General features: G+C 61.5%; 23 protein-coding genes. 16 read left to right on the forward strand and 7 right to left on the reverse strand.

From position 1 onward, the window contains the following. The first annotated feature begins 87 nt into the window (after nt 1-87). From HBR94_RS20640 to HBR94_RS20665, 6 genes are all read left to right on the forward strand, one after another. Nucleotides 88-1,038, forward strand: coding sequence for a LysR family transcriptional regulator (locus HBR94_RS20640; RefSeq protein ID WP_115127083.1), 951 nt, complete (start codon nt 88-90; stop codon nt 1,036-1,038). 31 nt (nt 1,039-1,069) lie between these two features. Continuing rightward, nucleotides 1,070-1,396 (forward strand): DOPA 4,5-dioxygenase family protein, encoded by a 327-nt coding sequence (locus HBR94_RS20645; protein ID WP_057444830.1) that lies wholly within the window; start codon nt 1,070-1,072, stop codon nt 1,394-1,396. Nucleotides 1,397-1,559: 163 nt separating this feature from the next. After that, on the forward strand, nt 1,560-2,525 hold the full coding sequence (locus tag HBR94_RS20650; protein ID WP_120731123.1) for a 2-dehydro-3-deoxygalactonokinase: 966 nt from the start codon (nt 1,560-1,562) through the stop codon (nt 2,523-2,525). A gap of 1 nt (nt 2,526) precedes the next feature. Next, the gene (locus tag HBR94_RS20655; RefSeq protein ID WP_057957886.1) at nt 2,527-3,147 is read left to right on the forward strand and encodes a 2-dehydro-3-deoxy-6-phosphogalactonate aldolase; all 621 of its coding nucleotides are present in this window, start codon (nt 2,527-2,529) and stop codon (nt 3,145-3,147) included. A gap of 46 nt (nt 3,148-3,193) precedes the next feature. Beyond that, nucleotides 3,194-4,342 (forward strand): galactonate dehydratase, encoded by a 1,149-nt coding sequence (gene dgoD, locus HBR94_RS20660; protein ID WP_170045466.1) that lies wholly within the window; start codon nt 3,194-3,196, stop codon nt 4,340-4,342. A gap of 150 nt (nt 4,343-4,492) precedes the next feature. Further along, nucleotides 4,493-5,809: an MFS transporter gene (locus HBR94_RS20665; RefSeq protein ID WP_057957887.1), complete on the forward strand. Its 1,317-nt coding sequence runs from the start codon at nt 4,493-4,495 to the stop codon at nt 5,807-5,809. A gap of 138 nt (nt 5,810-5,947) precedes the next feature. Here HBR94_RS20665 and trpA read toward each other — a convergent pair whose 3' ends face one another. Both trpA and trpB read right to left on the reverse strand, forming a co-directional pair. Then, complete coding sequence (gene trpA, locus HBR94_RS20670; RefSeq protein WP_057439273.1) at nt 5,948-6,757, reverse strand: tryptophan synthase subunit alpha; 810 nt, start codon at nt 6,755-6,757, stop codon at nt 5,948-5,950. Beyond that, complete coding sequence (gene trpB / locus HBR94_RS20675; protein ID WP_170045467.1) at nt 6,757-7,983, reverse strand: tryptophan synthase subunit beta; 1,227 nt, start codon at nt 7,981-7,983, stop codon at nt 6,757-6,759. Before trpB ends, trpA begins: the two co-directional genes overlap by 1 nt. 109 nt (nt 7,984-8,092) lie before the next feature. On the opposite strand from trpB, the gene HBR94_RS20680 reads away from it, so the two are divergent. Beyond that, a complete protein-coding gene (locus HBR94_RS20680; protein WP_057439271.1) occupies nt 8,093-8,989 on the forward strand; it encodes a LysR family transcriptional regulator in 897 nt (298 codons plus the stop codon). Here the strand turns inward: HBR94_RS20680 and HBR94_RS20685 are convergent. After that, nucleotides 8,986-9,312 (reverse strand): DUF883 family protein, encoded by a 327-nt coding sequence (locus HBR94_RS20685; protein WP_003170746.1) that lies wholly within the window; start codon nt 9,310-9,312, stop codon nt 8,986-8,988. The two genes, HBR94_RS20680 and HBR94_RS20685, sit on opposite strands and share 4 nt — an antisense overlap. 155 nt (nt 9,313-9,467) lie before the next feature. Between HBR94_RS20685 and HBR94_RS20690 the strand changes: the two genes are divergently transcribed. Further along, complete coding sequence (locus HBR94_RS20690) at nt 9,468-9,683, forward strand: dodecin (protein ID WP_057439270.1); 216 nt, start codon at nt 9,468-9,470, stop codon at nt 9,681-9,683. A 115-nt stretch (nt 9,684-9,798) separates the two neighbouring features. Continuing rightward, nucleotides 9,799-10,023 (forward strand): DUF1161 domain-containing protein, encoded by a 225-nt coding sequence (locus tag HBR94_RS20695; protein ID WP_057439269.1) that lies wholly within the window; start codon nt 9,799-9,801, stop codon nt 10,021-10,023. 68 nt (nt 10,024-10,091) lie between these two features. On the opposite strand, the gene HBR94_RS20700 is transcribed toward HBR94_RS20695, so the two are convergent. Then, nucleotides 10,092-11,093, reverse strand: coding sequence for an LLM class flavin-dependent oxidoreductase (locus HBR94_RS20700; protein WP_057439268.1), 1,002 nt, complete (start codon nt 11,091-11,093; stop codon nt 10,092-10,094). A gap of 212 nt (nt 11,094-11,305) precedes the next feature. Here HBR94_RS20700 and HBR94_RS20705 point away from each other — a divergent pair, with 212 nt between their 5' ends. Both HBR94_RS20705 and HBR94_RS20710 read left to right on the forward strand, forming a co-directional pair. Then, the gene (locus tag HBR94_RS20705) at nt 11,306-11,737 is read left to right on the forward strand and encodes an OsmC family protein (RefSeq protein ID WP_010168580.1); all 432 of its coding nucleotides are present in this window, start codon (nt 11,306-11,308) and stop codon (nt 11,735-11,737) included. A 148-nt stretch (nt 11,738-11,885) separates the two neighbouring features. After that, entirely contained in the window at nt 11,886-12,125 is a 240-nt protein-coding gene (locus HBR94_RS20710) for a DUF1161 domain-containing protein (RefSeq protein WP_057439267.1), read from the forward strand. Here HBR94_RS20710 and HBR94_RS20715 read toward each other — a convergent pair whose 3' ends face one another. Continuing rightward, nucleotides 12,126-12,554: a hypothetical protein gene (locus HBR94_RS20715; protein WP_057439266.1), complete on the reverse strand. Its 429-nt coding sequence runs from the start codon at nt 12,552-12,554 to the stop codon at nt 12,126-12,128. An 87-nt stretch (nt 12,555-12,641) separates the two neighbouring features. Between HBR94_RS20715 and HBR94_RS20720 the strand changes: the two genes are divergently transcribed. Then, a complete protein-coding gene (locus HBR94_RS20720; RefSeq protein WP_170045468.1) occupies nt 12,642-13,685 on the forward strand; it encodes an aminopeptidase in 1,044 nt (347 codons plus the stop codon). Nucleotides 13,686-13,769: 84 nt separating this feature from the next. Here HBR94_RS20720 and HBR94_RS20725 read toward each other — a convergent pair whose 3' ends face one another. Next, nucleotides 13,770-14,429 carry an HAD family hydrolase gene (locus HBR94_RS20725; RefSeq protein WP_170045469.1) on the reverse strand — a complete coding sequence of 220 codons (660 nt, stop codon included), beginning with the start codon at nt 14,427-14,429 and terminating at the stop codon, nt 13,770-13,772. After that, nucleotides 14,426-14,968 carry a gamma carbonic anhydrase family protein gene (locus tag HBR94_RS20730; protein ID WP_057439265.1) on the reverse strand — a complete coding sequence of 181 codons (543 nt, stop codon included), beginning with the start codon at nt 14,966-14,968 and terminating at the stop codon, nt 14,426-14,428. Before HBR94_RS20730 ends, HBR94_RS20725 begins: the two co-directional genes overlap by 4 nt. 101 nt (nt 14,969-15,069) lie before the next feature. On the opposite strand from HBR94_RS20730, the gene prlC reads away from it, so the two are divergent. From prlC to HBR94_RS20750, 4 genes are all read left to right on the forward strand, one after another. Beyond that, on the forward strand, nt 15,070-17,121 hold the full coding sequence (gene prlC / locus HBR94_RS20735; protein WP_057439264.1) for an oligopeptidase A: 2,052 nt from the start codon (nt 15,070-15,072) through the stop codon (nt 17,119-17,121). Further along, complete coding sequence (locus HBR94_RS20740) at nt 17,118-17,393, forward strand: YheV family putative zinc ribbon protein (RefSeq protein WP_057439263.1); 276 nt, start codon at nt 17,118-17,120, stop codon at nt 17,391-17,393. The genes prlC and HBR94_RS20740 overlap by 4 nt, the downstream gene beginning before the upstream one ends. A 291-nt stretch (nt 17,394-17,684) precedes the next feature. Continuing rightward, entirely contained in the window at nt 17,685-18,446 is a 762-nt protein-coding gene (locus HBR94_RS20745) for a gluconate 2-dehydrogenase subunit 3 family protein (RefSeq protein ID WP_128593088.1), read from the forward strand. Nucleotides 18,447-18,448: 2 nt separating this feature from the next. Then, on the forward strand, nt 18,449-20,233 hold the full coding sequence (locus tag HBR94_RS20750) for a GMC family oxidoreductase (RefSeq protein WP_115127087.1): 1,785 nt from the start codon (nt 18,449-18,451) through the stop codon (nt 20,231-20,233). Nucleotides 20,234-20,243 lie beyond the last annotated feature (10 nt).

Here is a 20,243-nt window from a genome sequence, read left to right on the forward strand (position 1 = left end):
ATAGTCAGTGTTTATGCGATTGAGCATGCAGGCCATGGAAACCGTGGTAAAGCCCATGAAAAGCAATGTCTAGGATAAGCACCGCTTATGTATAAAGCCCTGGGTAACCTGTCGCTGGATCTGTTGCGGGCCTTTGAAGCCGCCGCCCGTCATCGCAGCTTCACCGCGGCGGCCATGGAGCTGGGCACCACCCAGCCGGCTGTCAGCCAGCAGATCAAGCGCCTGGAAGAACAACTGGCGGTGCGCCTGTTTGATCGCATCTACCGTGGCATCGAACTGACGGACGCGGGCATGCTGCTGTTCGAACATGTTCAGGCCGGGTTGCAGAGCATTGATACGGGCCTGGGCGCGATCACAGAGCAGGACCAGCATGAAGTGTTGCAAGTGGCGACAGACTTCGCCTTTGCTGCCTACTGGCTGATGCCACGTCTGCATCGCTTTCACGAAGCCAACCCACAGGTGGATGTGAGCCTGGTCACCAGCGAGCGCAACCACGCGACCTTGCGCAGTGATATTGATGTGGCGGTATTGTTTGGCGATGGACGTTTTCGCCAGGGCCACAGCCAGTGGTTGTTCAACGAGGAAGTGTTCCCGGTGTGCAGCCCGCAACTGCTCAAGGGCCGCACTGCACCACTGTCGCTACAAAGCCTGCAGGAACTGCCGCTGTTGCACCTGCGCCAGGAAAACAACAGCCAGTGGTTCGACTGGAACGGGGTGTTTCGCGAACTGGGGATCACCGCCGCACCAACCCCGGGGCCGCTGCGTTTCGACAATTACACCCTGCTGATCCAGGCGGCGATTGCCGGCCAGGGCGTGGCCATCGGCTGGCGCCATCTGGTGGATAACCTGCTGGAGCAGAAGTGGTTGTGCCGGCCGATAGGCGACACGGTGATCTCGCGCTTTGGATATTACGTGGTGTTGCCCCAGCGCAAACGCCGCGGGCAGCTGATCGAACGGTTTGTCGAGTGGCTGGCGGCGGAGCAGGCCAGCAGCGCGCAGCCCCTGGCCGGGCTGGCCCTGCCGTCGATTGCGGTCTAGGATCGGCCGATCAACGAGTCCGGAGCCTGTCATGCAACGTATCAAGGGCTACCACGCCCATATCTACTTCGACGCCAGTACGATCGACCAGGCGCGCACGCTGTGTGAAGACGCGGCGGCCATCTTCCCGCTGCGCATGGGGCGCATGCATGAGCGCCCGGTGGGCCCGCACCCGGATTGGAGCTGCCAGCTGGCGTTCGACCCGCAGTACATCGGCGTGGCGCTGCCGTGGCTGGCGCTCAATCGCAATGGGTTGGTGGTGTTTCTGCACCCGGATACCGGCGATGACCTGAAGGACCACACCGACTACGCGATCTGGATGGGGGCCATGCGCCCGTTGGATCTGTCGATTTTTTAACCAGTTGCTGTCAGCTGAATCCTCACGTTCCTGTGCGATGAAAAGTACGGGGGCGTGGGGATTTTCTTTATCTTGTTCCACTATATGGGATTGATATTTATATATTGAGATATTTCAAGCCTTAGGTTTATAGTCGGCCATCTGTCACATTCCAGGTGAAGCGATGCCGGCGCAATTGATCGCGCTCGATTGGGGTACCAGTTCCCTTCGTGCTTATAAGCTCGGCCCCGGTGGCCAGGTCCTCGAACAGCGCTCGCTGGCGTCGGGGATCATGCATTTGCCCTGCGAACCACGGTTGATTGCCGGCGTTCACTGCTGCGATGGGTTTGAACTGGCGTTTGATGACGTCTGTGGCGACTGGCTGGCTGCCCAGCCCGATCTGCCGGTGATTGCCTGCGGCATGGTCGGCAGCGCCCAGGGCTGGGGCGAAGCGGCCTATCGCAAGACGCCGGTCGACGTCGCCAGCCTCGGCCAGGCCCTGCACAAGGTACGCAGCCTGCGCGGTGTCGATGTGCATATCGTGCCCGGCGTGATCGAGCAGGTCGGCTTGCCCAACGTGATGCGCGGCGAAGAAACCCAGGTGCTCGGCGTGCTGCAAAGCCTGCCAGCCTGCGCTGAGTTATTGATCGGCCTGCCCGGCAGCCATTCCAAATGGGTCGAGGTGGTCGAAGGCCGCATCACCCACTTTGACACCTTCATGACCGGTGAACTGTTCGCGGTGCTGAGCACGCACAGCATTCTGGGGCGTACGCAAAAGAGCGCCGGGCAGTTCCAGGCCCAAGCGTTTGACCGAGGCGTGCACGTGGCGCTTTCAGAGGATGGCCAGCGTGGGGTGCTGTCGACCCTGTTCAGCGCGCGCACCCTCGGGTTGACCGCTGAACTGACCCCTGAGCAGCAACCCGACTACCTGTCCGGCCTGCTGATCGGCCATGAACTGGCCGGCTTGCCCGACCGTGCACGCACCCCGCCGATCATCCTGGTCGGCGCCAACGCCCTCTGCGCCCGTTACCAGCGCGCCCTCGCCCTGTGTGGTTTCAGCCACGTCAGCCTCGCGCAAGAAGCAACTCAGCGCGGCCTGTGGCAACTGGCACTGGCCGCCGGGCTCATTCAACCTGCAATCGAGGCCTGACATGCTCAAGCAAGCACTCACTCAAAACGGTTTGATCGCGATCCTGCGGGGCCTGCGCCCGGATGAGGCCGCAGCTGTCGGCCAGGTGCTGTACCAGGCCGGGTTCCGGGTGATCGAAGTGCCGCTCAACTCGCCCGATCCCTACACCAGCATCCGCACCCTGCGTGAGACGTTGCCCGCCGATTGCCTGATCGGTGCCGGCACCGTGCTGACGCCCGAGCAGGTGGAGCGGGTGAAGGCGGCGGGTGGCCAGGTGATCGTTATGCCCCACAGTGATGCCAAGGTGCTGCGCGCCGCAAAAGCCGCGGGCCTGTACCTGTCGCCCGGGGTCGCGACGCCCACCGAAGCTTTCGCCGCCCTGGCCGAAGGTGCCGATGTGCTGAAGCTGTTCCCGGCCGAGCAAATGGGCCCGGCGGTGGTCAAGGCCTGGCTGGCGGTGCTGCCGGCCGGCACGGTCCTGCTGCCGGTGGGCGGGATTACCCCGGACAACATGCAAGTGTTCGTCGACGCCGGGGTCAAGGGCTTTGGCCTGGGCTCCGGGCTGTTCAAGCCCGGCATGAGTGTCGAGCAGGTGGCGAGCCGTGCCCAGGCGTATGTCGCTGCCTGGAACGCCTTGAACTGAGTGTGCCTGGCGCCCAGGCGCTGCATCCGACAAGAGAGATAAGCAGATGAAAATCACCAAACTGACCACCTTTATCGTGCCGCCGCGCTGGTGCTTCCTCAAAGTGGAAACCGACCAGGGCGTGACCGGTTGGGGCGAGCCCGTGGTTGAAGGCCGCGCCCACACCGTGGCAGCCGCGGTCGAGGAGCTGTCCGACTATTTGATCGGCAAAGACCCACGCAATATCGAAGATATCTGGACCGTGCTGTATCGCGGCGGCTTCTACCGGGGCGGTGCGATTCATATGAGCGCCCTGGCCAGCATCGACCAGGCGTTGTGGGACATCAAGGGCAAGGCCCTCGGGGTGTCGGTCAGCGACCTGCTGGGCGGCCAGGTGCGGGACAAGATCCGTGTCTATTCGTGGATCGGCGGCGACCGCCCGGCTGACACCGCCCGTGCGGCCAAGGAAGCCGTGGCCCGTGGGTTTACGGCGGTGAAGATGAATGGCACCGAGGAGCTGCAGTTTCTCGACACCTTCGACAAGGTCGACCAGGCCCTGGCCAACGTCGCCGCCGTGCGCGATGCGGTCGGCCCGAATGTTGGCATCGGCGTGGACTTCCATGGCCGCGTGCACAAGCCCATGGCCAAGGTGCTGATGAAAGAGCTGGACCCGTACAAGTTGATGTTTATCGAAGAACCGGTGCTCAGCGAAAACTACGAAGCGCTCAAGGAGCTGGCGCCCCTGACCAGCACTCCGATTGCCTTGGGTGAGCGGCTGTTCTCACGCTGGGATTTCAAGCGCGTGCTCAGCGAAGGCTACGTCGACATCATCCAGCCGGATGCGTCCCATGCCGGCGGCATCACCGAAACCCGCAAGATCGCCAACATGGCCGAAGCCTACGACGTGGCCCTGGTCCTGCACTGCCCGCTGGGGCCGATTGCCCTGGCGGCGTGCCTGCAGCTGGACGCGGTTTGCTACAACGCGTTTATCCAGGAGCAAAGCCTGGGCATTCACTACAACGAGAGCAATGACCTGCTCGACTACGTGCGCGATCCGGGGGTTTTCGATTACGACCAAGGCTTCGTGAAGATCCCCAACGGGCCGGGCCTGGGGATTGAGATCAACGAGGAATACGTGATCGAGCGCGCGGCCATTGGTCACCGCTGGCGCAACCCGATCTGGCGGCATGCCGATGGCAGCTTTGCCGAGTGGTGATTTTCACCTGATGGCACGTGGTCAGTGTGGGAGATGGCTTGCCTGCGATAGCAATCTTGAATGTTCCGCCGCCATCGCAGGCAAGCCAGCTCCCACTTTCAACCCGGTAGCCGTTAACCGACCTCAATAAACATAATAAGAGGCTCCCCCATGCACCCTGAAACCCTCACCGGGCAGGCGTCTTTAGTCACGCCCAGCCGCAAGCGTTACTTCATCATGGTCCTGCTGTTTATCACGGTGGTGATCAACTACCTGGACCGCAGCAACCTGTCGATTGCCGCGCCAGCCCTGACCAGTGAGCTGGGCATCGACCCGGTGCATGTCGGGCTGATTTTTTCGGCGTTCGGCTGGACCTATGCCGCCATGCAAATCCCCGGCGGCTGGCTGGTGGACCGGGTGCCGCCGCGCATTCTGTACACCGCCGCCCTGCTGTTGTGGTCGATTGCCACGGTGATGCTGGGCTTTGCTGCGAGCTTTATCGCGTTGTTCGTGTTGCGCATGGCGGTGGGTGCCCTGGAAGCGCCGGCTTATCCGATCAACAGCCGGGTCGTCACCAGTTGGTTTCCCGAGCGTGAGCGTGCCACGGCCATTGGTTTCTACACGTCCGGGCAGTTCGTCGGGCTGGCGTTCCTCACCCCGGTGCTGGCCTGGTTGCAGCACCACTATGGCTGGCACATGGTGTTTATCAGCACCGGCGCGGTGGGCATCCTCTGGGCGCTGGTGTGGTACGCGGTGTACCGCGAGCCGCGGGACTTCAAAGGGGTCAATAGCGCAGAAATCGAGCTGATCCGCGCAGGCGGCGGCCTGGTGGACCTGGACGCACAAACTGCCAAGCGCAAGGCGCCCTTCAGTTGGGTCGACCTGGGGATCGTGCTGAGCAAGCGCAAGCTGTGGGGCATCTACCTGGGCCAGTTCTGCCTGAACTCGACCCTGTGGTTTTTCCTGACATGGTTCCCGACCTACCTGGTGAAATATCGCGGCATGGACTTCATCAAGTCCGGCCTGCTCGCCTCGCTACCCTTCCTCGCGGCCTTTGTCGGGGTGTTGTGTTCCGGGCTGTTTTCCGACTGGCTGATCCGCCGTGGCACCTCGGTGGGATTTGCGCGCAAGTTGCCGATCATCAGCGGCCTGCTGATTTCCACGGCAATCATTGGCGCCAACTTCGTCGATTCGACGCCACTGGTGATTGCGTTCCTGGCGGTGGCGTTTTTCGGCAACGGCCTGGCGTCGATCACCTGGTCGCTGGTCTCGACCCTGGCGCCGGCGCGGCTGTTGGGGCTGACTGGGGGGGTGTTCAATTTCATCGGCAACCTGGCGGCGATTACCACGCCGATCGTCATTGGCTTTCTGGCCACGGGCGATTCGTTTGCGCCGGCGATTACCTACATTGCGGTGCTGGCGCTGCTGGGGGCGCTGTCCTACATACTGCTGGTGGGCAAGGTCGAGCGCATCGAGCTCAAGGAATAGATACCTATCCGCTAGGGGCCTGTGGCGAGGGAGCTTGCTCCCGTTGGGGCGCGAAGCGGCCCTAAAATGGGACTGCTACGCAGTCCAACGGGAGCAAGCTCCCTCGCCACAACAGCCCGATTGCCCAGAGCAAGAATCTTACTTGCGAGCGTTACGCACACCTTCCGACAGCGCTGCACACAGGCTCAACACCCCGTCAATCGCTTGCTGGTCGTTGCTGGCGTTGGCGATGTGGTCGATCAGCGCCGACCCCACCACTACACCGTCCGCCAGGCGGGCGATGGCGGCGGCTTGTTCCGGGGTGCGGATGCCGAAGCCGATGCTGATCGGCAGGTCGGTATGCCGGCGCAGGCGGCCGACGGCTTCTTCCACGTGCTCCAGGGTGGCGGCACCGGCACCGGTCACACCGGCCACCGACACGTAGTACACAAACCCGGAGCTGCCGTTGAGCACGGTGGGCAGGCGCACATCGTCAGTGGTTGGCGTGGTCAGGCGGATAAAGTCGATGCCCGCGGCCTGGGCCGGGTCGCACAGTTCGCTGTTATGTTCCGGTGGCATATCGACCACGATCAGGCCATCGACGCCGGCCTCTTTTGCGTCACTGATAAACCGTGGCACGCCGTACATGTGGATCGGGTTGAAGTAGCCCATCAGCACCAGCGGTGTATCAGTGTTGCCCTTGCGGAACTCGCGCACCATCTGCAGGGTTTTCGCCAGGTTCTGCTTGGCGCCCAACGCACGGATATTGGCCAGCTGGATCGCCGGGCCATCGGCCATGGGGTCGGTGAAAGGCATGCCCAGCTCGATCACATCGGCGCCGGCTGCCGGCAAGCCCTTGAGGATCGCCAGGGAAGTGTCATACCCCGGGTCGCCAGCGGTAACGAAGGTCACCAGGGCGGCGCGGTTTTGTTCCTTGAGTTGCGCAAAGCGGGTTTGCAGGCGGCTCATCAGTGTTTCTCCTGCTTGGCGGTTTCCATATGGTGCATAACGGTCTGCATGTCCTTGTCGCCACGGCCTGACAGGTTGACCACCATCAGGTGATCCTTGGGCAGGGGCGGGGCGCGCTTGAACACTTCGGCCAGGGCGTGGGCGCTTTCCAGTGCCGGAATAATCCCTTCCAGGCGGCAGCATTTGTGGAAGGCGTCGAGGGCTTCGTCGTCGGTTACCGAGGTGTACTGGACGCGGCCAATGTCGTGCAACCATGCGTGCTCAGGGCCGATGCCGGGGTAATCGAGGCCCGCAGAGATCGAGTGGGCGTCGATGATCTGGCCGTCGTCGTCCTGCAACAGGAAGGTACGGTTGCCGTGCAGCACACCCGGTACGCCGCCATTGAGGCTGGCCGCGTGCTTGCCGGTTTCGATGCCGTAGCCGGCGGCTTCAACACCAATGATCTCCACGCTGGTGTCATCGAGGAACGGGTGGAACAGGCCCATGGCATTCGAGCCACCGCCGATGCACGCCACCAGGCTGTCCGGCAGGCGGCCTTCCTGGGCTTGCAACTGGGTGCGGGTTTCCTTGCCGATCACCGCCTGGAAGTCGCGCACCATCGCAGGGTACGGGTGCGGGCCGGCCACGGTGCCGATCAGGTAGAAGGTGCTGTCGACGTTGGTTACCCAGTCGCGCAGGGCTTCGTTCATCGCGTCCTTGAGGGTGCCGGTGCCGGCGACCACTGGGATCACTTCGGCACCCAGCAGCTTCATGCGAAACACGTTGGCCTGCTGGCGCTCGATATCGGTGGTGCCCATGTAGATCACGCATTGCAGGCCAAACCGCGCGGCGACGGTGGCGGTGGCTACGCCGTGCATGCCGGCGCCGGTCTCGGCGATGATGCGTTTTTTGCCCATGCGCCGCGCCAGCAGGATCTGGCCGATGCAGTTATTGATCTTGTGCGCGCCGGTGTGGTTCAGCTCTTCACGCTTGAGGTAGATCTTGGCGCCGCCGCAGAACTCGGTCAGGCGCTCGGCGAAATACAGCGGGCTTGGGCGTCCGACGTAGTCGCGCTGGAAGTAGGCCAGTTCTTCGTTGAAGGCCGGATCGACTTTGGCCGCTTCGTATTCGCGGGCCAGGTCGAGGATCAACGGCATCAGGGTTTCTGCCACGTAGCGGCCGCCGAACGCGCCAAACAGGCCGTTGGCATCAGGGCCGTTGCGTAAATCGGTCTGGGACTGAGTCATGGTGCGCTCCAGGGTGAAGAGGTGGGAGAGGCAATGACGGCCACTCTACCCCTGACGCTGTACCGTGAAAACCGATAAGATCGCCGCAACCTGTCAGGAAAACTCACAGATGAGCCGAGACCTTCCACCCCTTAACGCCCTGCGTGCGTTCGAAGCCACTGCCCGCCTCAACAGCGTCAGTCAGGCTGCCGAGCAATTGCATGTGACCCACGGTGCCGTCAGCCGACAACTGAAAGTGTTGGAAGAACACCTTGGGGTGAGTCTTTTCGTCAAGGATGGGCGTGGTATTAAACTCACAGATGCCGGGGTGCGGCTGCGCGATGCCAGCTTCGAGGCGTTCGAGCGCCTGCGGGATGTGTGCGGGGAACTGACCCAGAGCAGCGCTGATGCGCCGTTTGTTCTCGGCTGTTCCGGCAGTTTGCTGGCGCGCTGGTTTATTCCACGGCTGGGGCGCTTGAATGCGGATTTGCCGGATTTGCGCCTGCATCTATCAGCGGGCGAAGGTGATCTTGACCCCAGACGGCCGGGCTTGGATGCCTTGCTGGTGTTTGCCGAGCCGCCGTGGCCGGCCGATATGCAGGTGTACGAGTTGGTCAGCGAGCGGATCGGCCCGGTGATGAGCCCGCACTTTGCCCATTACCAGGCCCTGCGCCAGGCGCCCGCCCAGGCCTTGCTGGGTGAAGCCCTGTTGCACACCACCTCGCGCCCGCAAGCCTGGCCCAATTGGGCGCAGCACCATGGCATCGACGCCAGCGCGCTTAAGTACGGCCAGGGTTTTGAGCATTTGTATTATTTGCTGGAGGCGGCCGTAGCGGGCCTGGGGGTGGCGATCGCACCGCAACCGCTGGTGGCGGAGGACGTGCGTGCCGGTCGCCTGGTTGCGCCGTGGGGTTTTAGTCAAACCCCGGCGCAACTGGCGTTGTGGCTACCCAAGCGCGCCGCGGATGGGCGCGCCCGGCAGTTGGCGCAATGGCTCAAGGCTGAGCTTGCGCGCCAACCGGTTTAGTCACCGCGTTTGCACAGCAGGTAGGCCGCCAGCAGGCCCAGTGCGCCAACGGCAACGCCGGCGGTGGTCCAAGGGTGCTCCTGGGCATAGTCACGGGTGGCAACCCCGGTTTCGCGGATTTTCACTTTGCTTTCTTCGTAGGCATCGCTGATCAGATGGCGGGAGTGCTTGAGGGCATTCTCGGCATTGCTTTTCAGGGCCTTGAGGGTTTTGCGCGACTCGTCGGATGCATCGTCCTTGAGGCTCTCAAGGGATTTGAGCAGGCTCGAAATCTCGGCTTCCATGCTTTCCAATGACGCTTTGCGTAAAGAGGTGTTGGCCATGTGGGCTCTCCTGGAGTGAATGAGTAACGTGTGTTGATTCCGACTGCGGGGGTTTCAGAAAGTGCAGTAAATCTGAACTTTCAGGTGAGAAGAGTCGCCAGAAGCAGTACGAAGAATCACTGCTAGGCTGTATTCATCGACCCAGGAGAGCACTCATGACTGATCATCACACCTACAAAAAAGTCGAACTGGTGGGCTCGTCCCCAACCAGCATCGAGGACGCCATCAACAATGCCCTGGCCGAGGCCAACAAGAGCATCAAGCACCTGGAGTGGTTTGAGGTCACCGAAACCCGTGGCCACATCAAGGACGGCAAGGCCGCGCACTTCCAAGTGACCCTCAAGGTGGGCTTCCGTATTGCCAATAGTTGATCGGCACGGTTGAACTTGCACGCTGGCCGATTGCCATAACCTGCGCTACACCCTTTGGGCGCCGATACCCTGCGTGTCGGCGTACATTTTTTGATCAGCGCAAGGAAAGTAACGGATGAAAAAGTTTCTGTTAGCGGTAGGTTTGTTGAGCCTGGCAGGTACAGCCCTGGCGGCTGGCAAACCTTGTGGCGAGCTGAAAAGCGAAATCGACGCCAAGATCCAGGCCAATGGCGCTTCCGGGTACACCCTGGAAATTGTCGATAAAGGCAGCGCAACCAACGGCGAAGTGGTCGGCAGTTGCGAAGGTGGTACCAAGGAAATCGTCTACAACCGCGGGTGATCCCGTGGTAGCAACCAACTGTGGGCGTTGTCGAGCCTCGCCAAGGCTCGACAACGCCCACAGGGGTTTTAGCCCTTCATCACTTGTGCCAGCAGCTCGTAGGAATGAATCCGATCAGCATGCTCGTACAGGTCGCAGGTAAAGATCAGCTCATCGGCACCGGTCTGCTCGATCAACACCTCCAGCTTGGCGCGAATCTTCGCCGGGCTCCCCACCATTGCCAGGCCTAGAAAACTACCTACCGCGTCTTTCTCATGGGGCAGCCACAGGCCGTCCATGCTGTCGACTGGCGGGCGCTGGACCAGGCTTTGCCCACGCATCAGCGCGAGGATCCGTTGGTAGACCGACGTGGCCAGGTAATCGGCCTGTTCATCGGTATCGGCGGCCACCAGCGGCACCCCGAGCATCACATAAGGCTTGTCGAGCACCGCCGAAGGCTTGAAGTGATTGCGATAGACGCGAATCGCCTCATGCATCATGCGCGGTGCGAAATGGGAGGCGAAGGCGTAGGGTAAACCGCGCTCGCCGGCCAGTTGGGCGCTGAACAGGCTGGAGCCGAGCAGCCAGATCGGGACGTTGGTGCCGGTGCCCGGCATGGCGATCACCCGTTGGTCGGGGGTACGCGGGCCCAGGTAGGCCATCAACTCGGCCACATCTTCCGGGAAGTCATCGGCGCTGCCGGAGCGCTCGCGGCGCAAGGCGCGGGCGGTCATCTGGTCGGAGCCGGGTGCGCGGCCCAGGCCCAGGTCGATCCGGCCGGGGTAGAGGCTCTCCAGGGTGCCGAACTGTTCAGCGATTACCAGTGGCGCATGGTTGGGCAGCATCACGCCGCCTGCGCCGACCCGGATGGTCGAGGTGCCGCCGGCCAGGTAGCCCAGCAGCACCGAGGTCGCGGAGCTGGCGATGCCATCCATATTGTGGTGCTCGGCTACCCAGAAACGTGTATAGCCGAGCTTTTCCACGTGCTGGGCCAGGTCCAGGGAATTGCGCAGCGACTGCGCCGGGCTGCCATTGGCGCGCACCGGCACCAGGTCGAGGGTTGAGAACTTTACATCGGACAGTGGTTTCATAAACCTGCTTCTCCATAGGGGCGCAGGCTTGTGACGAACCAAAACCTGCCGCTTCATGTGCATGTTCTATGCAATGTGGGCATATACCCGAGATTCAATAGTGGGCATGAAATTTCCTACTAATCCACTTGGTTTTTCCGACGGGGTGAACTTTGCCAGAGGTTCTATCCTCAGAACCATACTGATGCACAACCACTGCTTGGGAGATCGCTATGAGTATCGTGAAAAAAGCCTCCGCACACTGGGAAGGCGACCTGAAAACCGGTCTGGGCTCTATCTCGACCGAAACCGGCGTACTGCGCGAAGCCCCCTACGGCTTCAAGGCACGTTTCGAAGGCGGCAAGGGCACTAACCCTGAAGAACTGATCGGCGCGGCCCATGCCGGTTGTTTCTCCATGGCCTTTTCCATGATTCTCGGTGATGCCGGGCTCAAGGCCGACAGTATCGACACCCAGGCCGAAGTGACCCTGGACCAGGTGGACGGTGGTTTTGCGATCACGGCGGTTCACCTGATCCTCAAGGCCAAGATTCCCGGCGCGAGCCAGGCGCAGTTCGATGAACTGAGCAAGAAGGCCAAGGAAGGATGCCCAGTGTCCAAGGTGCTGAATGCCACCATCACCCTGGATGGCACCCTCGTCAGCTGACCCAGCGCAGGTCTAATGTGGGAGCGGGCTTGCTCGCCCCCACATTTTGTTCTGCGTTAAATCAGAACTCGCGTTTCGCAAATGTGGTCTCATACCCATGCAGCCTTTGGCGCACACCCGTGCGCAGCGCATTTAGGGAGCTTCACACATGAAACGTTTTGCCTTGGCGATTATCTGCGGTGTTTTGGCCACATCGGCAATGGCCGCGCCGAAAGACTGTGAAGAGCTCAGGAAAGAGATTGAAGTCGGCCTACAGGCCAAGGCAATCCCGTCCTACACCCTGGAAATCATCACCGCCGAAGAAGCCAAGAATCATGACGAAGCCATGATCGTCGGCTCCTGCGAAAACGGCACCAAGCGCATCATCTACCAGCGCAACGATGACTGATCAGGGAATGCAGTTGATGCTGCGTTCCTCGGCCAGCAACTGACGCTGGGCGTCATACAGCCGGATGTTCGGGGTAAAGCCCAGCGAACGCCCTTCCAGGCGGTAGCGTTGGCCGGCCTGGAACTGGTCGTATTGCAGGGTGATAAAACAGGTGCGCTCCTGGGGCTGGTTCAGCCCGCCACCCAGGCCCGCCCCGGCATACACTTCAAAATCAAAACGCACCATCAACTCATGGCTGCCCGCTGGCACCTGGAAGTAGCGCCCATCGTCCAGGGCCTTGCCGTCCAGGCGTTGCGCCATGACCAGCTTGGCGCCCGGCGTCGGGGTGGCGAAATCGACCCAGGCCTGTTGCGGGTCGGCGGGCGGGATTGGCGCGGAGGCACAGGCGCTGAGAAAAATCGCCGCCAAGGGAAGCAGGAGCTGACGCATAGTGGGCACTCAACCGTAGGAATGGTATGAGCATAACCCCTGCCGGCCAGTTAGTCTGGCGGGCCAATGACTCTGGAGCGGTTTGACATGGTGTGGCGTTTCTTGGCGGGGCTGACGTGCCTGTGGCTCGGCGGTTGCTCCAGTGTCAGCTACTACAGCCAGCTGGCCAGCGGCCAATGGCAGTTACTGCAGGCGCGGCAGCCGGTGGCCGAAGTGATTGCCGATCCGACGCGCCCGCAAGTGTTGCGTGAGCATTTGGCGCACTCCCAGAAGGCGCGCACCTTCGCCAGCCAACAGTTGCACCTGCCGGACAATCAGAGCTATCGCCTGTATGCCGATATCGGCCGGCCGTATGTCGTCTGGAATGTCTTCGCTACATCAGAATTTTCCTTGTTACCCCAGAACCATTGCTTCCCGATTGCCGGATGTGTGGCCTACCGTGGTTATTACACTCAGGGTGCGGCGCGGGGCGAGGCGGCGTTGTTGCAACTGCGTGGCATGGATGTGTCGATTGGCGGGGTCGAGGCCTATTCCACCCTCGGCTGGTTCGATGACCCGATCATGAGTTCGATGATGCGCTGGGGTGAAGAGCGCCTGGCCACGGTGATTTTTCACGAGCTGGCGCACCAGCGCTTTTATGTGAAGGACGACACCGAGTTCAATGAGTCGTTTGCCACCTTCGTCGAGCAGGAAGGCACCCGGCAATGGCGCGCGGCCCGTGGCCTGGCGCCTGCGAGCGAATCGAGCTTGAAGCAGCGCGACCAGTTTATCCAGTTGATCCTCAACACCCGCAGCCGCTTGGAGCGCCTGTATGCGCAGCCGTTGGCCGCCGATGCCATGCGCCAGGCCAAGGCCGCCGAGTTCGAGCGCTTGCGCAGTGATTATCGGCAGATGCGCGACAGCCAGTGGGGCGGCGACAAGCGTTATGACGCCTGGATCAATCAGCCGATGAACAATGCGCGGTTGTTGCCGTTTGGGCTGTATGACCAGTGGGTGCCGGCGTTTGCGGCATTGTTCCGCCGCGAGGGTGGGGATTGGCTGAGGTTCTACGGTGCCGTGGAGCAGTTGGGGCGCTTGCCGGTGGAGCAGCGCAAATTGGCGTTGCGGCAGTTGGAGGGGCGTGACCTTTAGGGCCCCATCGCAGGCAAGCCACTGCCACATGTTGATGTGTGAACACCGTCCAATGTGGGAGCGGGCTTGCCCGCGATAGCGGTCTCAAGCCCGCTGCAAAAACGCCTGATGCATCTCGTCCAGCGTCTCAAAATGCCAGCGCGGCGCTTCAGCACTCAACTCTGCAAAACTGCCAAACCCATACCCCACCGCCGCTGCATCCAGGCCATTGCTACGTGCGCCGATCAGGTCGTGCTTACGGTCGCCGATCATCAAGGTACTGGCCGGGTCCAGCCCTTCCACGTGCATCAAGTGGGCGATCAGTTCGACCTTGTTGGTGCGCGTGCCGTCCAGCTCACTGCCGTAGATCACCTTGAAGTGCTTGGCGAAATCGAAATGCCGGGCGATCTCCCGGGCAAATTCCCACGGCTTGGAGGTGGCCACATACAGCTGGCGCCCCTGGCCATTCAACGCTTCCAGCAATGGCATGACCCCGTCGAACACCCGGTTTTCATAGAGCCCGGTGACCTTGAAGCGTTCGCGATAGAAATTCACCGCCTGCCACGCCCGGGCCTCGTCGAAATCGTAGAACTGCATAAAGGCCTGCAGCAACGGCGGGCCGATAAAGTGTTCGAGCTTGGTCAGGTCCGGCTCATCAATGCCCAGCTTGGCCAAGGCGTATTGGATCGAGCGGGTGATGCCTTCCCGTGGGTCGGTCAGGGTGCCGTCCAGGTCAAATAGAACCGTCTGGTAATCCAGGGTCATTGGTCGAATCCCTCTGCCAGGTGCAGGTCCTTGAGCTTCACGTAGTTCGCGGCGCTATAGGTGAAAAAGGCGCGTTCCTTGTCAGAAAGCGCGCGAACTTGTTTAACCGGGCTGCCCACATACAAAAAACCGCTTTCAAGTTTCTTGCCCGGCGGCACCAGGCTGCCGGCACCGATGATCACATCGTCTTCAACCACCGCGCCGTCCATCACAATGCTGCCCATGCCGATCAGGATGCGACTGCCGACGGTGCAGCCATGCAGCATCACCTTGTGGGCGATGGTCACGTCGTCACCGATCAGCAGCGGGAAACCGTCAGGATTGAAAGGGCCGGCGTGGGTAATGTGCAGCACGCAGCCATCCTGCACGCTGGTGCGCGCGCCGATGCGGATACGGTGCATGTCGCCGCGAATCACCGTCAGCGGCCAGACCGAGCTGTCGGCGCCGATTTCGACATCGCCGATCACCACCGCCGAAGCATCGACGAAAGCCCCGGCGCCGAGGGTTGGCGTGTGATTCTGATAGGTGCGAAGGGTCACGATAGCCTCTCTCTGTTTGGTTGATAGCTGCGGTGGACGTTGATTGTAATTAAGATGGCCCCATCTTTGTCTTACCTGTTTCTTCAGCCAAGGTGCCAACCGTGAGCGCGAACAACCCTCTTTTGCAGTCCTACGACCTGCCGCCGTTCTCGGCGATCCGTGCCGAGCACGTCCAACCGGCCATCGAACAGATCCTGGCCGACAACCGCGTCGCCATCGAAGGCATCCTGCAAAGCCAGGGAAAAAATCCGACCTGGGCCGGCCTGGTCCTGGCCATGGATGAACTCAACGACCGCCTGGGCGCGGCCTGGAGCCCGGTCAGCCACCTCAATGCCGTGTGCAACAGCGCCGAACTGCGCGAAGCCTATGAGGCCTGCCTGCCGGCATTGAGCGCCTATTCCACCGAGATGGGCCAGAACCGCGAGCTGTTCCAGGCCTTCGAAGCCCTGGCCAACAGCCCGGAAGCGGCCGGTTTCGACGTGGCGCAAAAAACCATTCTGGAGCACGCGCTGCGCGACTTCCGCCTGTCGGGTATCGACCTGCCGCCTGAGCAGCAGAAGCGCTATGCCGAGGTGCAGAGCAAACTCTCCGAACTGGGCAGCAAGTTCTCCAACCAATTGCTCGACGCCACCCAGGCCTGGACCAAGCACGTCACCGACGAAGCCACCCTGGCCGGCCTGACCGACTCAGCCAAAGCGCAAATGGCTGCTGCGGCCCAGGCCAAAGGCCTCGACGGCTGGCTGATCAGCCTGGAGTTCCCCAGCTACTACGCGGTGATGACCTACGCCCACGACCGCGCCCTACGTGAAGAAATCTACGCGGCCTACTGCACCCGCGCGTCGGACCAGGGCCCGAATGCCGGTCAGAACGATAACGGCCCGGTGATGGAACAGATCCTCGACCTGCGTCAGGAATTGGCCCAACTGCTTGGCTTCGCCTCTTTCTCCGAACTGAGCCTGGCCACCAAAATGGCCGAATCCAGCGACCAGGTACTGAGTTTCCTGCGTGACCTGGCCAAGCGCAGCAAGCCATTTGCCACCCAGGACCTGCAGCAGCTCAAGGCCTACGCTGCCGAACAAGGCTGCGCCGACCTGCAAAGCTGGGACAGCGGTTTCTACGGTGAAAAACTGCGTGAACAGCGCTACAGCGTGTCCCAGGAAGCCCTGCGGGCCTACTTCCCGATCGACAAAGTGCTGGGCGGGCTGTTTGCCATCGTCCAGCGCCTGTACGGCATCGAGATCGCCGAGCAGAAGGGCTTCGATACCTGGCACCCGGATGTCCGCCTGTTCGAAATCAAGGAAAACGGCCAGCACGTCGGCCGCTTCTTCTTCGACCTGTATGCCCGCGCCAACAAGCGTGGCGGTGCCTGGATGGACGGCGCCCGTGATCGTCGGCGTACCGCCGAGGGTGTGCTGCAAAGCCCGGTGGCCAACCTGGTGTGCAACTTCACCCCGGCCGACAGCGGCAAGCCTGCCCTGCTGACCCACGATGAAGTCACCACCCTGTTCCACGAATTCGGTCACGGCCTGCACCACCTGCTGACCCGCGTCGAACACGCGGGCGTGTCCGGTATCAACGGTGTGGCCTGGGATGCGGTGGAGTTGCCGAGCCAGTTTATGGAGAACTGGTGCTGGGAGCCGGAAGGCCTGGCGCTGATTTCCGGTCACTATGAAAGTGGCGAAGCATTGCCCCAGGACCTGCTGCAAAAAATGCTCGCGGCGAAGAACTTCCAGTCCGGCCTGATGATGGTGCGCCAACTGGAATTCTCGCTGTTCGACTTTGAGCTGCACGCTACCCACGGCGATGGCCGCAGCGTGGCGCAGGTGCTCGAAGGCGTGCGCGACGAGGTGTCGGTGATGCGTCCTCCGGCCTACAACCGCTTCCCCAACAGCTTCGCGCATATCTTCGCCGGCGGTTACGCGGCGGGGTACTACAGCTACAAGTGGGCCGAGGTGTTGTCGGCGGATGCCTTCTCCAAGTTCGAAGAAGACGGCGTGCTCAATGCCGAGACTGGCCGGGCGTTCCGCGAGGCGATCCTGGCCCGTGGCGGTTCCCAGGCGCCGATGGTGCTGTTCGTCGACTTCCGCGGACGCGCACCGTCGATTGACGCACTCTTGCGCCACAGCGGCCTGAGTGAGGACGCAGCAGCATGAGTGACGGGCCTGTGATCACCAAAAAGCAATTTATCGCCGGGGCCGTGTGCCCGGCGTGCAGCGAGCCGGACAAGTTGAAGATGTGGACCGAAGACAATGTGCCCCATCGCGAATGCGTGGCCTGCGGCTATACCGACACGCTCAACGACCAGGGTTTGTCGGTGCCCAAGGAATTGGGCACGCGGGTCAATACCTCGGCGTTGAAAGCGCCGGCGGACCCCAAGGTGCAGGCGGTGCAGTTCTTCCCTAATCCGAAGCTGAAAAAAGACTGACGGGCCTTACTCCGTCCAACCTGTGGGAACAGGCTCATGTAGGAGCTGGCTTGCCTGCGATGCAGACGCCTCGGTGTATCAGTGACACCGAGGTGATGCTATCGCAGGCAAGCCAGCTCCTACATGAGCCTGCTCCCACATTTTTTTGCGCGCATTTCTCGATTTTCCTGGCTGAAACGGTTCTCTCATTCCTTAGCCTGCTATCATTTGTAACCATTGATTACATTCAAAACGACAAGCCGCTCCATGAAGCGACTGCTCAAACCCGTGACCACATGATGAGGTGCCACCATGTCTGATCAAGATCGAGACAACCCCCGGCGTGACTTTTTGCGCAAATCCTTGACCTTGATCCCGGTGGTCACGGTTGCCAGCACTGGCCTTGGCGGCTCGATGCTGATGGCCACGCCCGAACCTGCCCAGGCCAGCCCGGCCAGCCCGGCCAGTGCGCCCGCCAGCGAAAAGGCCTACGAGCCGAGCTACTTCACCGCTGAGGAGTGGGCCTTTATCAACGCCGCCGTCGCGCGTTTGATCCCTGCTGATGCCCAAGGCCCAGGCGCTTTGGAAGCCGGCGCGCCGGAATATATCGACCGGCAGATGAACACCCCCTACGCCAGTGGCGCCCTGTGGTTTATGCAAGGCCCGTTCAATGCCGACGCCCCGCCCGAGATGGGCTGGCAGAGCAAACTGGTGCCCAAGGAGATCTATCGCCTGGGTATTGCCGCCACGGATTCCTGGTCGAAAGCGTTCAACGGTAAAACATTTGCTGGGCAAGACAGCGCTACCCAGGATGATTTGCTGCGTCGCCTGGAGGCGGGCGGTGCCGAAACCGGCGAGCATTTCGCGGCGGTCCCGCCGAAGATTTTCTTCAATTTGTTGCTGCAAAACACCAAGGAAGGGTTCTTCTGCGACCCGATCCACGGCGGCAACAAAGGCATGGTCGGCTGGACCATGATCGGCTTCCCCGGCGCCCGCGCCGATTTCATGGATTGGGTTGAACGCAACGAGCAATACCCCTTCCCGGCTGTTTCCATCCGCGGCGAGAGGGCATAAACGTGGCGACCATCATGAAGAAAGTGGATGCGGTTATCGTCGGCTTCGGCTGGACAGGCGCGATCATGGCCAAGGAACTGACCGAAGCCGGCTTGCACGTGGTAGCGCTGGAGCGCGGCCCGATGCAGGACACCTACCCGGACGGTAATTACCCACAGGTGATCGACGAACTGACCTACAGCGTGCGCAAAAAGCTGTTCCAGGACATCTCCAAGGAAACCGTGACCATTCGCCATAGCGTGAATGACATTGCCCTGCCCAACCGTCAGTTGGGCGCCTTCCTGCCGGGTAACGGCGTAGGCGGCGCGGGCCTGCACTGGTCGGGTGTGCATTTCCGGGTGGACCCCATCGAATTGCGCATGCGCAGCCACTACGAAGAGCGCTACGGCAAAAATTTCATTCCCAAGGACATGACCATCCAGGACTTCGGCGTCAGCTACGAAGAGCTGGAGCCGTTCTTTGACTACGCCGAAAAAGTCTTCGGCACCTCCGGCCAGGCCTGGACCGTCAAAGGCCAACTGGTGGGTGAAGGCAAGGGCGGCAACCCTTATGCGCCGGATCGCTCCAGCCATTTCCCACTAGAGTCGCAGAAAAACACCTACTCGGCGCAGCTGTTCCAGAAAGCTGCCGCCGATGTGGGCTATAAGCCCTATAACCTACCTTCGGCCAATACCTCGGGGCCCTACACCAACCCCTATGGCGCGCAGATGGGGCCGTGCAACTTCTGTGGTTTTTGCAGCGGGTATGTCTGCTACATGTACTCCAAGGCATCGCCCAACGTGAACATCCTGCCGGCCCTGCGCCAGGTGCCGAACTTTGAGCTGCGGCCAAATTCCCACGTGCTCAAGGTCAATCTCGACAGCACCAAGCGTAAAGCCACTGGCGTGACCTATATCGACGCCCAGGGCCGGGAGATCGAGCAACCGGCGGACCTGGTGATTCTTGGCGCCTTCCAGTTCCATAACGTGCGCCTGATGCTGCTCTCGGGCATCGGCAAGCCCTACGACCCGATCACGGGCGAAGGGGTGGTGGGCAAGAACTTCGCCTACCAGAACATGGCCACCATCAAGGCCTACTTCGACAAAGACGTGCATACCAACAACTTCATCGGCGCTGGCGGCAATGGCGTGGCGGTGGACGATTTCAACGCCGATAACTTCGACCATGGTCCCCATGGCTTCGTCGGCGGCTCGCCGATGTGGGTCAACCAGGCGGGCAGCCGGCCGATTGCCGGCACCTCCAACCCGCCGGGCACGCCGGCCTGGGGCAGTGCGTGGAAGCGCGCCACCGCCGATTACTACACCCACCAGGTGTCGATGGACGCCCACGGCGCCCATCAATCCTACCGGGGCAACTACCTCGATCTGGATCCGGTTTACCGTGATGCCTACGGCCTGCCGCTGCTGCGCATGACCTTCGACTGGCAGGAAAACGACATCAAGATGAACCGCTTCATGGTCGAAAAAATGGGCAAGATCGCCGAAGCGATGAACCCCAAGGCGATTGCCGTGCTCGGCAAGAAGGTCGGCGATCACTTCAACACCGCGTCCTACCAGACCACCCACCTCAACGGTGGCGCGATCATGGGGACCGACCCGAAGACCAGCGCGTTGAACCGCTACCTGCAGTGCTGGGATGTGCACAACGTGTTTGTCCCAGGTGCATCTGCTTTCCCACAAGGCCTGGGCTACAACCCTACGGGCCTGGTGGCGGCGCTGACCTATTGGTCGGCCCGGGCGATTCGCGAGCAGTACCTGAAAAACCCCGGCCCGCTGGTTCAGGCATAAGGAGCGACGA

The sequence above is a fragment of the Pseudomonas sp. WS 5412 genome (genome assembly GCF_012985615.1).
In the GTDB taxonomy this organism is placed as follows: domain Bacteria; phylum Pseudomonadota; class Gammaproteobacteria; order Pseudomonadales; family Pseudomonadaceae; genus Aquipseudomonas; species Aquipseudomonas shahriarae.

Coding starts and splice junctions, on each gene's coding strand:
- HBR94_RS20725 (WP_170045469.1), bottom strand. CDS start 14,429: ATGACCCTGGATTACCAGACGGTTCTATTTGACCTGGACGGCACCCTG.
- HBR94_RS20690 (WP_057439270.1), top strand. CDS start 9,468: ATGACTGATCATCACACCTACAAAAAAGTCGAACTGGTGGGCTCGTCC.
- trpB (WP_170045467.1), bottom strand. CDS start 7,983: ATGACTCAGTCCCAGACCGATTTACGCAACGGCCCTGATGCCAACGGC.
- HBR94_RS20655 (WP_057957886.1), top strand. CDS start 2,527: ATGCTCAAGCAAGCACTCACTCAAAACGGTTTGATCGCGATCCTGCGG.
- HBR94_RS20705 (WP_010168580.1), top strand. CDS start 11,306: ATGAGTATCGTGAAAAAAGCCTCCGCACACTGGGAAGGCGACCTGAAA.
- HBR94_RS20700 (WP_057439268.1), bottom strand. CDS start 11,093: ATGAAACCACTGTCCGATGTAAAGTTCTCAACCCTCGACCTGGTGCCG.
- HBR94_RS20640 (WP_115127083.1), top strand. CDS start 88: ATGTATAAAGCCCTGGGTAACCTGTCGCTGGATCTGTTGCGGGCCTTT.
- HBR94_RS20665 (WP_057957887.1), top strand. CDS start 4,493: ATGCACCCTGAAACCCTCACCGGGCAGGCGTCTTTAGTCACGCCCAGC.
- dgoD (WP_170045466.1), top strand. CDS start 3,194: ATGAAAATCACCAAACTGACCACCTTTATCGTGCCGCCGCGCTGGTGC.
- HBR94_RS20685 (WP_003170746.1), bottom strand. CDS start 9,312: ATGGCCAACACCTCTTTACGCAAAGCGTCATTGGAAAGCATGGAAGCC.
- HBR94_RS20650 (WP_120731123.1), top strand. CDS start 1,560: ATGCCGGCGCAATTGATCGCGCTCGATTGGGGTACCAGTTCCCTTCGT.
- HBR94_RS20745 (WP_128593088.1), top strand. CDS start 17,685: ATGTCTGATCAAGATCGAGACAACCCCCGGCGTGACTTTTTGCGCAAA.
- HBR94_RS20740 (WP_057439263.1), top strand. CDS start 17,118: ATGAGTGACGGGCCTGTGATCACCAAAAAGCAATTTATCGCCGGGGCC.
- HBR94_RS20715 (WP_057439266.1), bottom strand. CDS start 12,554: ATGCGTCAGCTCCTGCTTCCCTTGGCGGCGATTTTTCTCAGCGCCTGT.
- HBR94_RS20680 (WP_057439271.1), top strand. CDS start 8,093: ATGAGCCGAGACCTTCCACCCCTTAACGCCCTGCGTGCGTTCGAAGCC.
- HBR94_RS20695 (WP_057439269.1), top strand. CDS start 9,799: ATGAAAAAGTTTCTGTTAGCGGTAGGTTTGTTGAGCCTGGCAGGTACA.
- HBR94_RS20710 (WP_057439267.1), top strand. CDS start 11,886: ATGAAACGTTTTGCCTTGGCGATTATCTGCGGTGTTTTGGCCACATCG.
- trpA (WP_057439273.1), bottom strand. CDS start 6,757: ATGAGCCGCCTGCAAACCCGCTTTGCGCAACTCAAGGAACAAAACCGC.
- HBR94_RS20645 (WP_057444830.1), top strand. CDS start 1,070: ATGCAACGTATCAAGGGCTACCACGCCCATATCTACTTCGACGCCAGT.
- HBR94_RS20720 (WP_170045468.1), top strand. CDS start 12,642: ATGGTGTGGCGTTTCTTGGCGGGGCTGACGTGCCTGTGGCTCGGCGGT.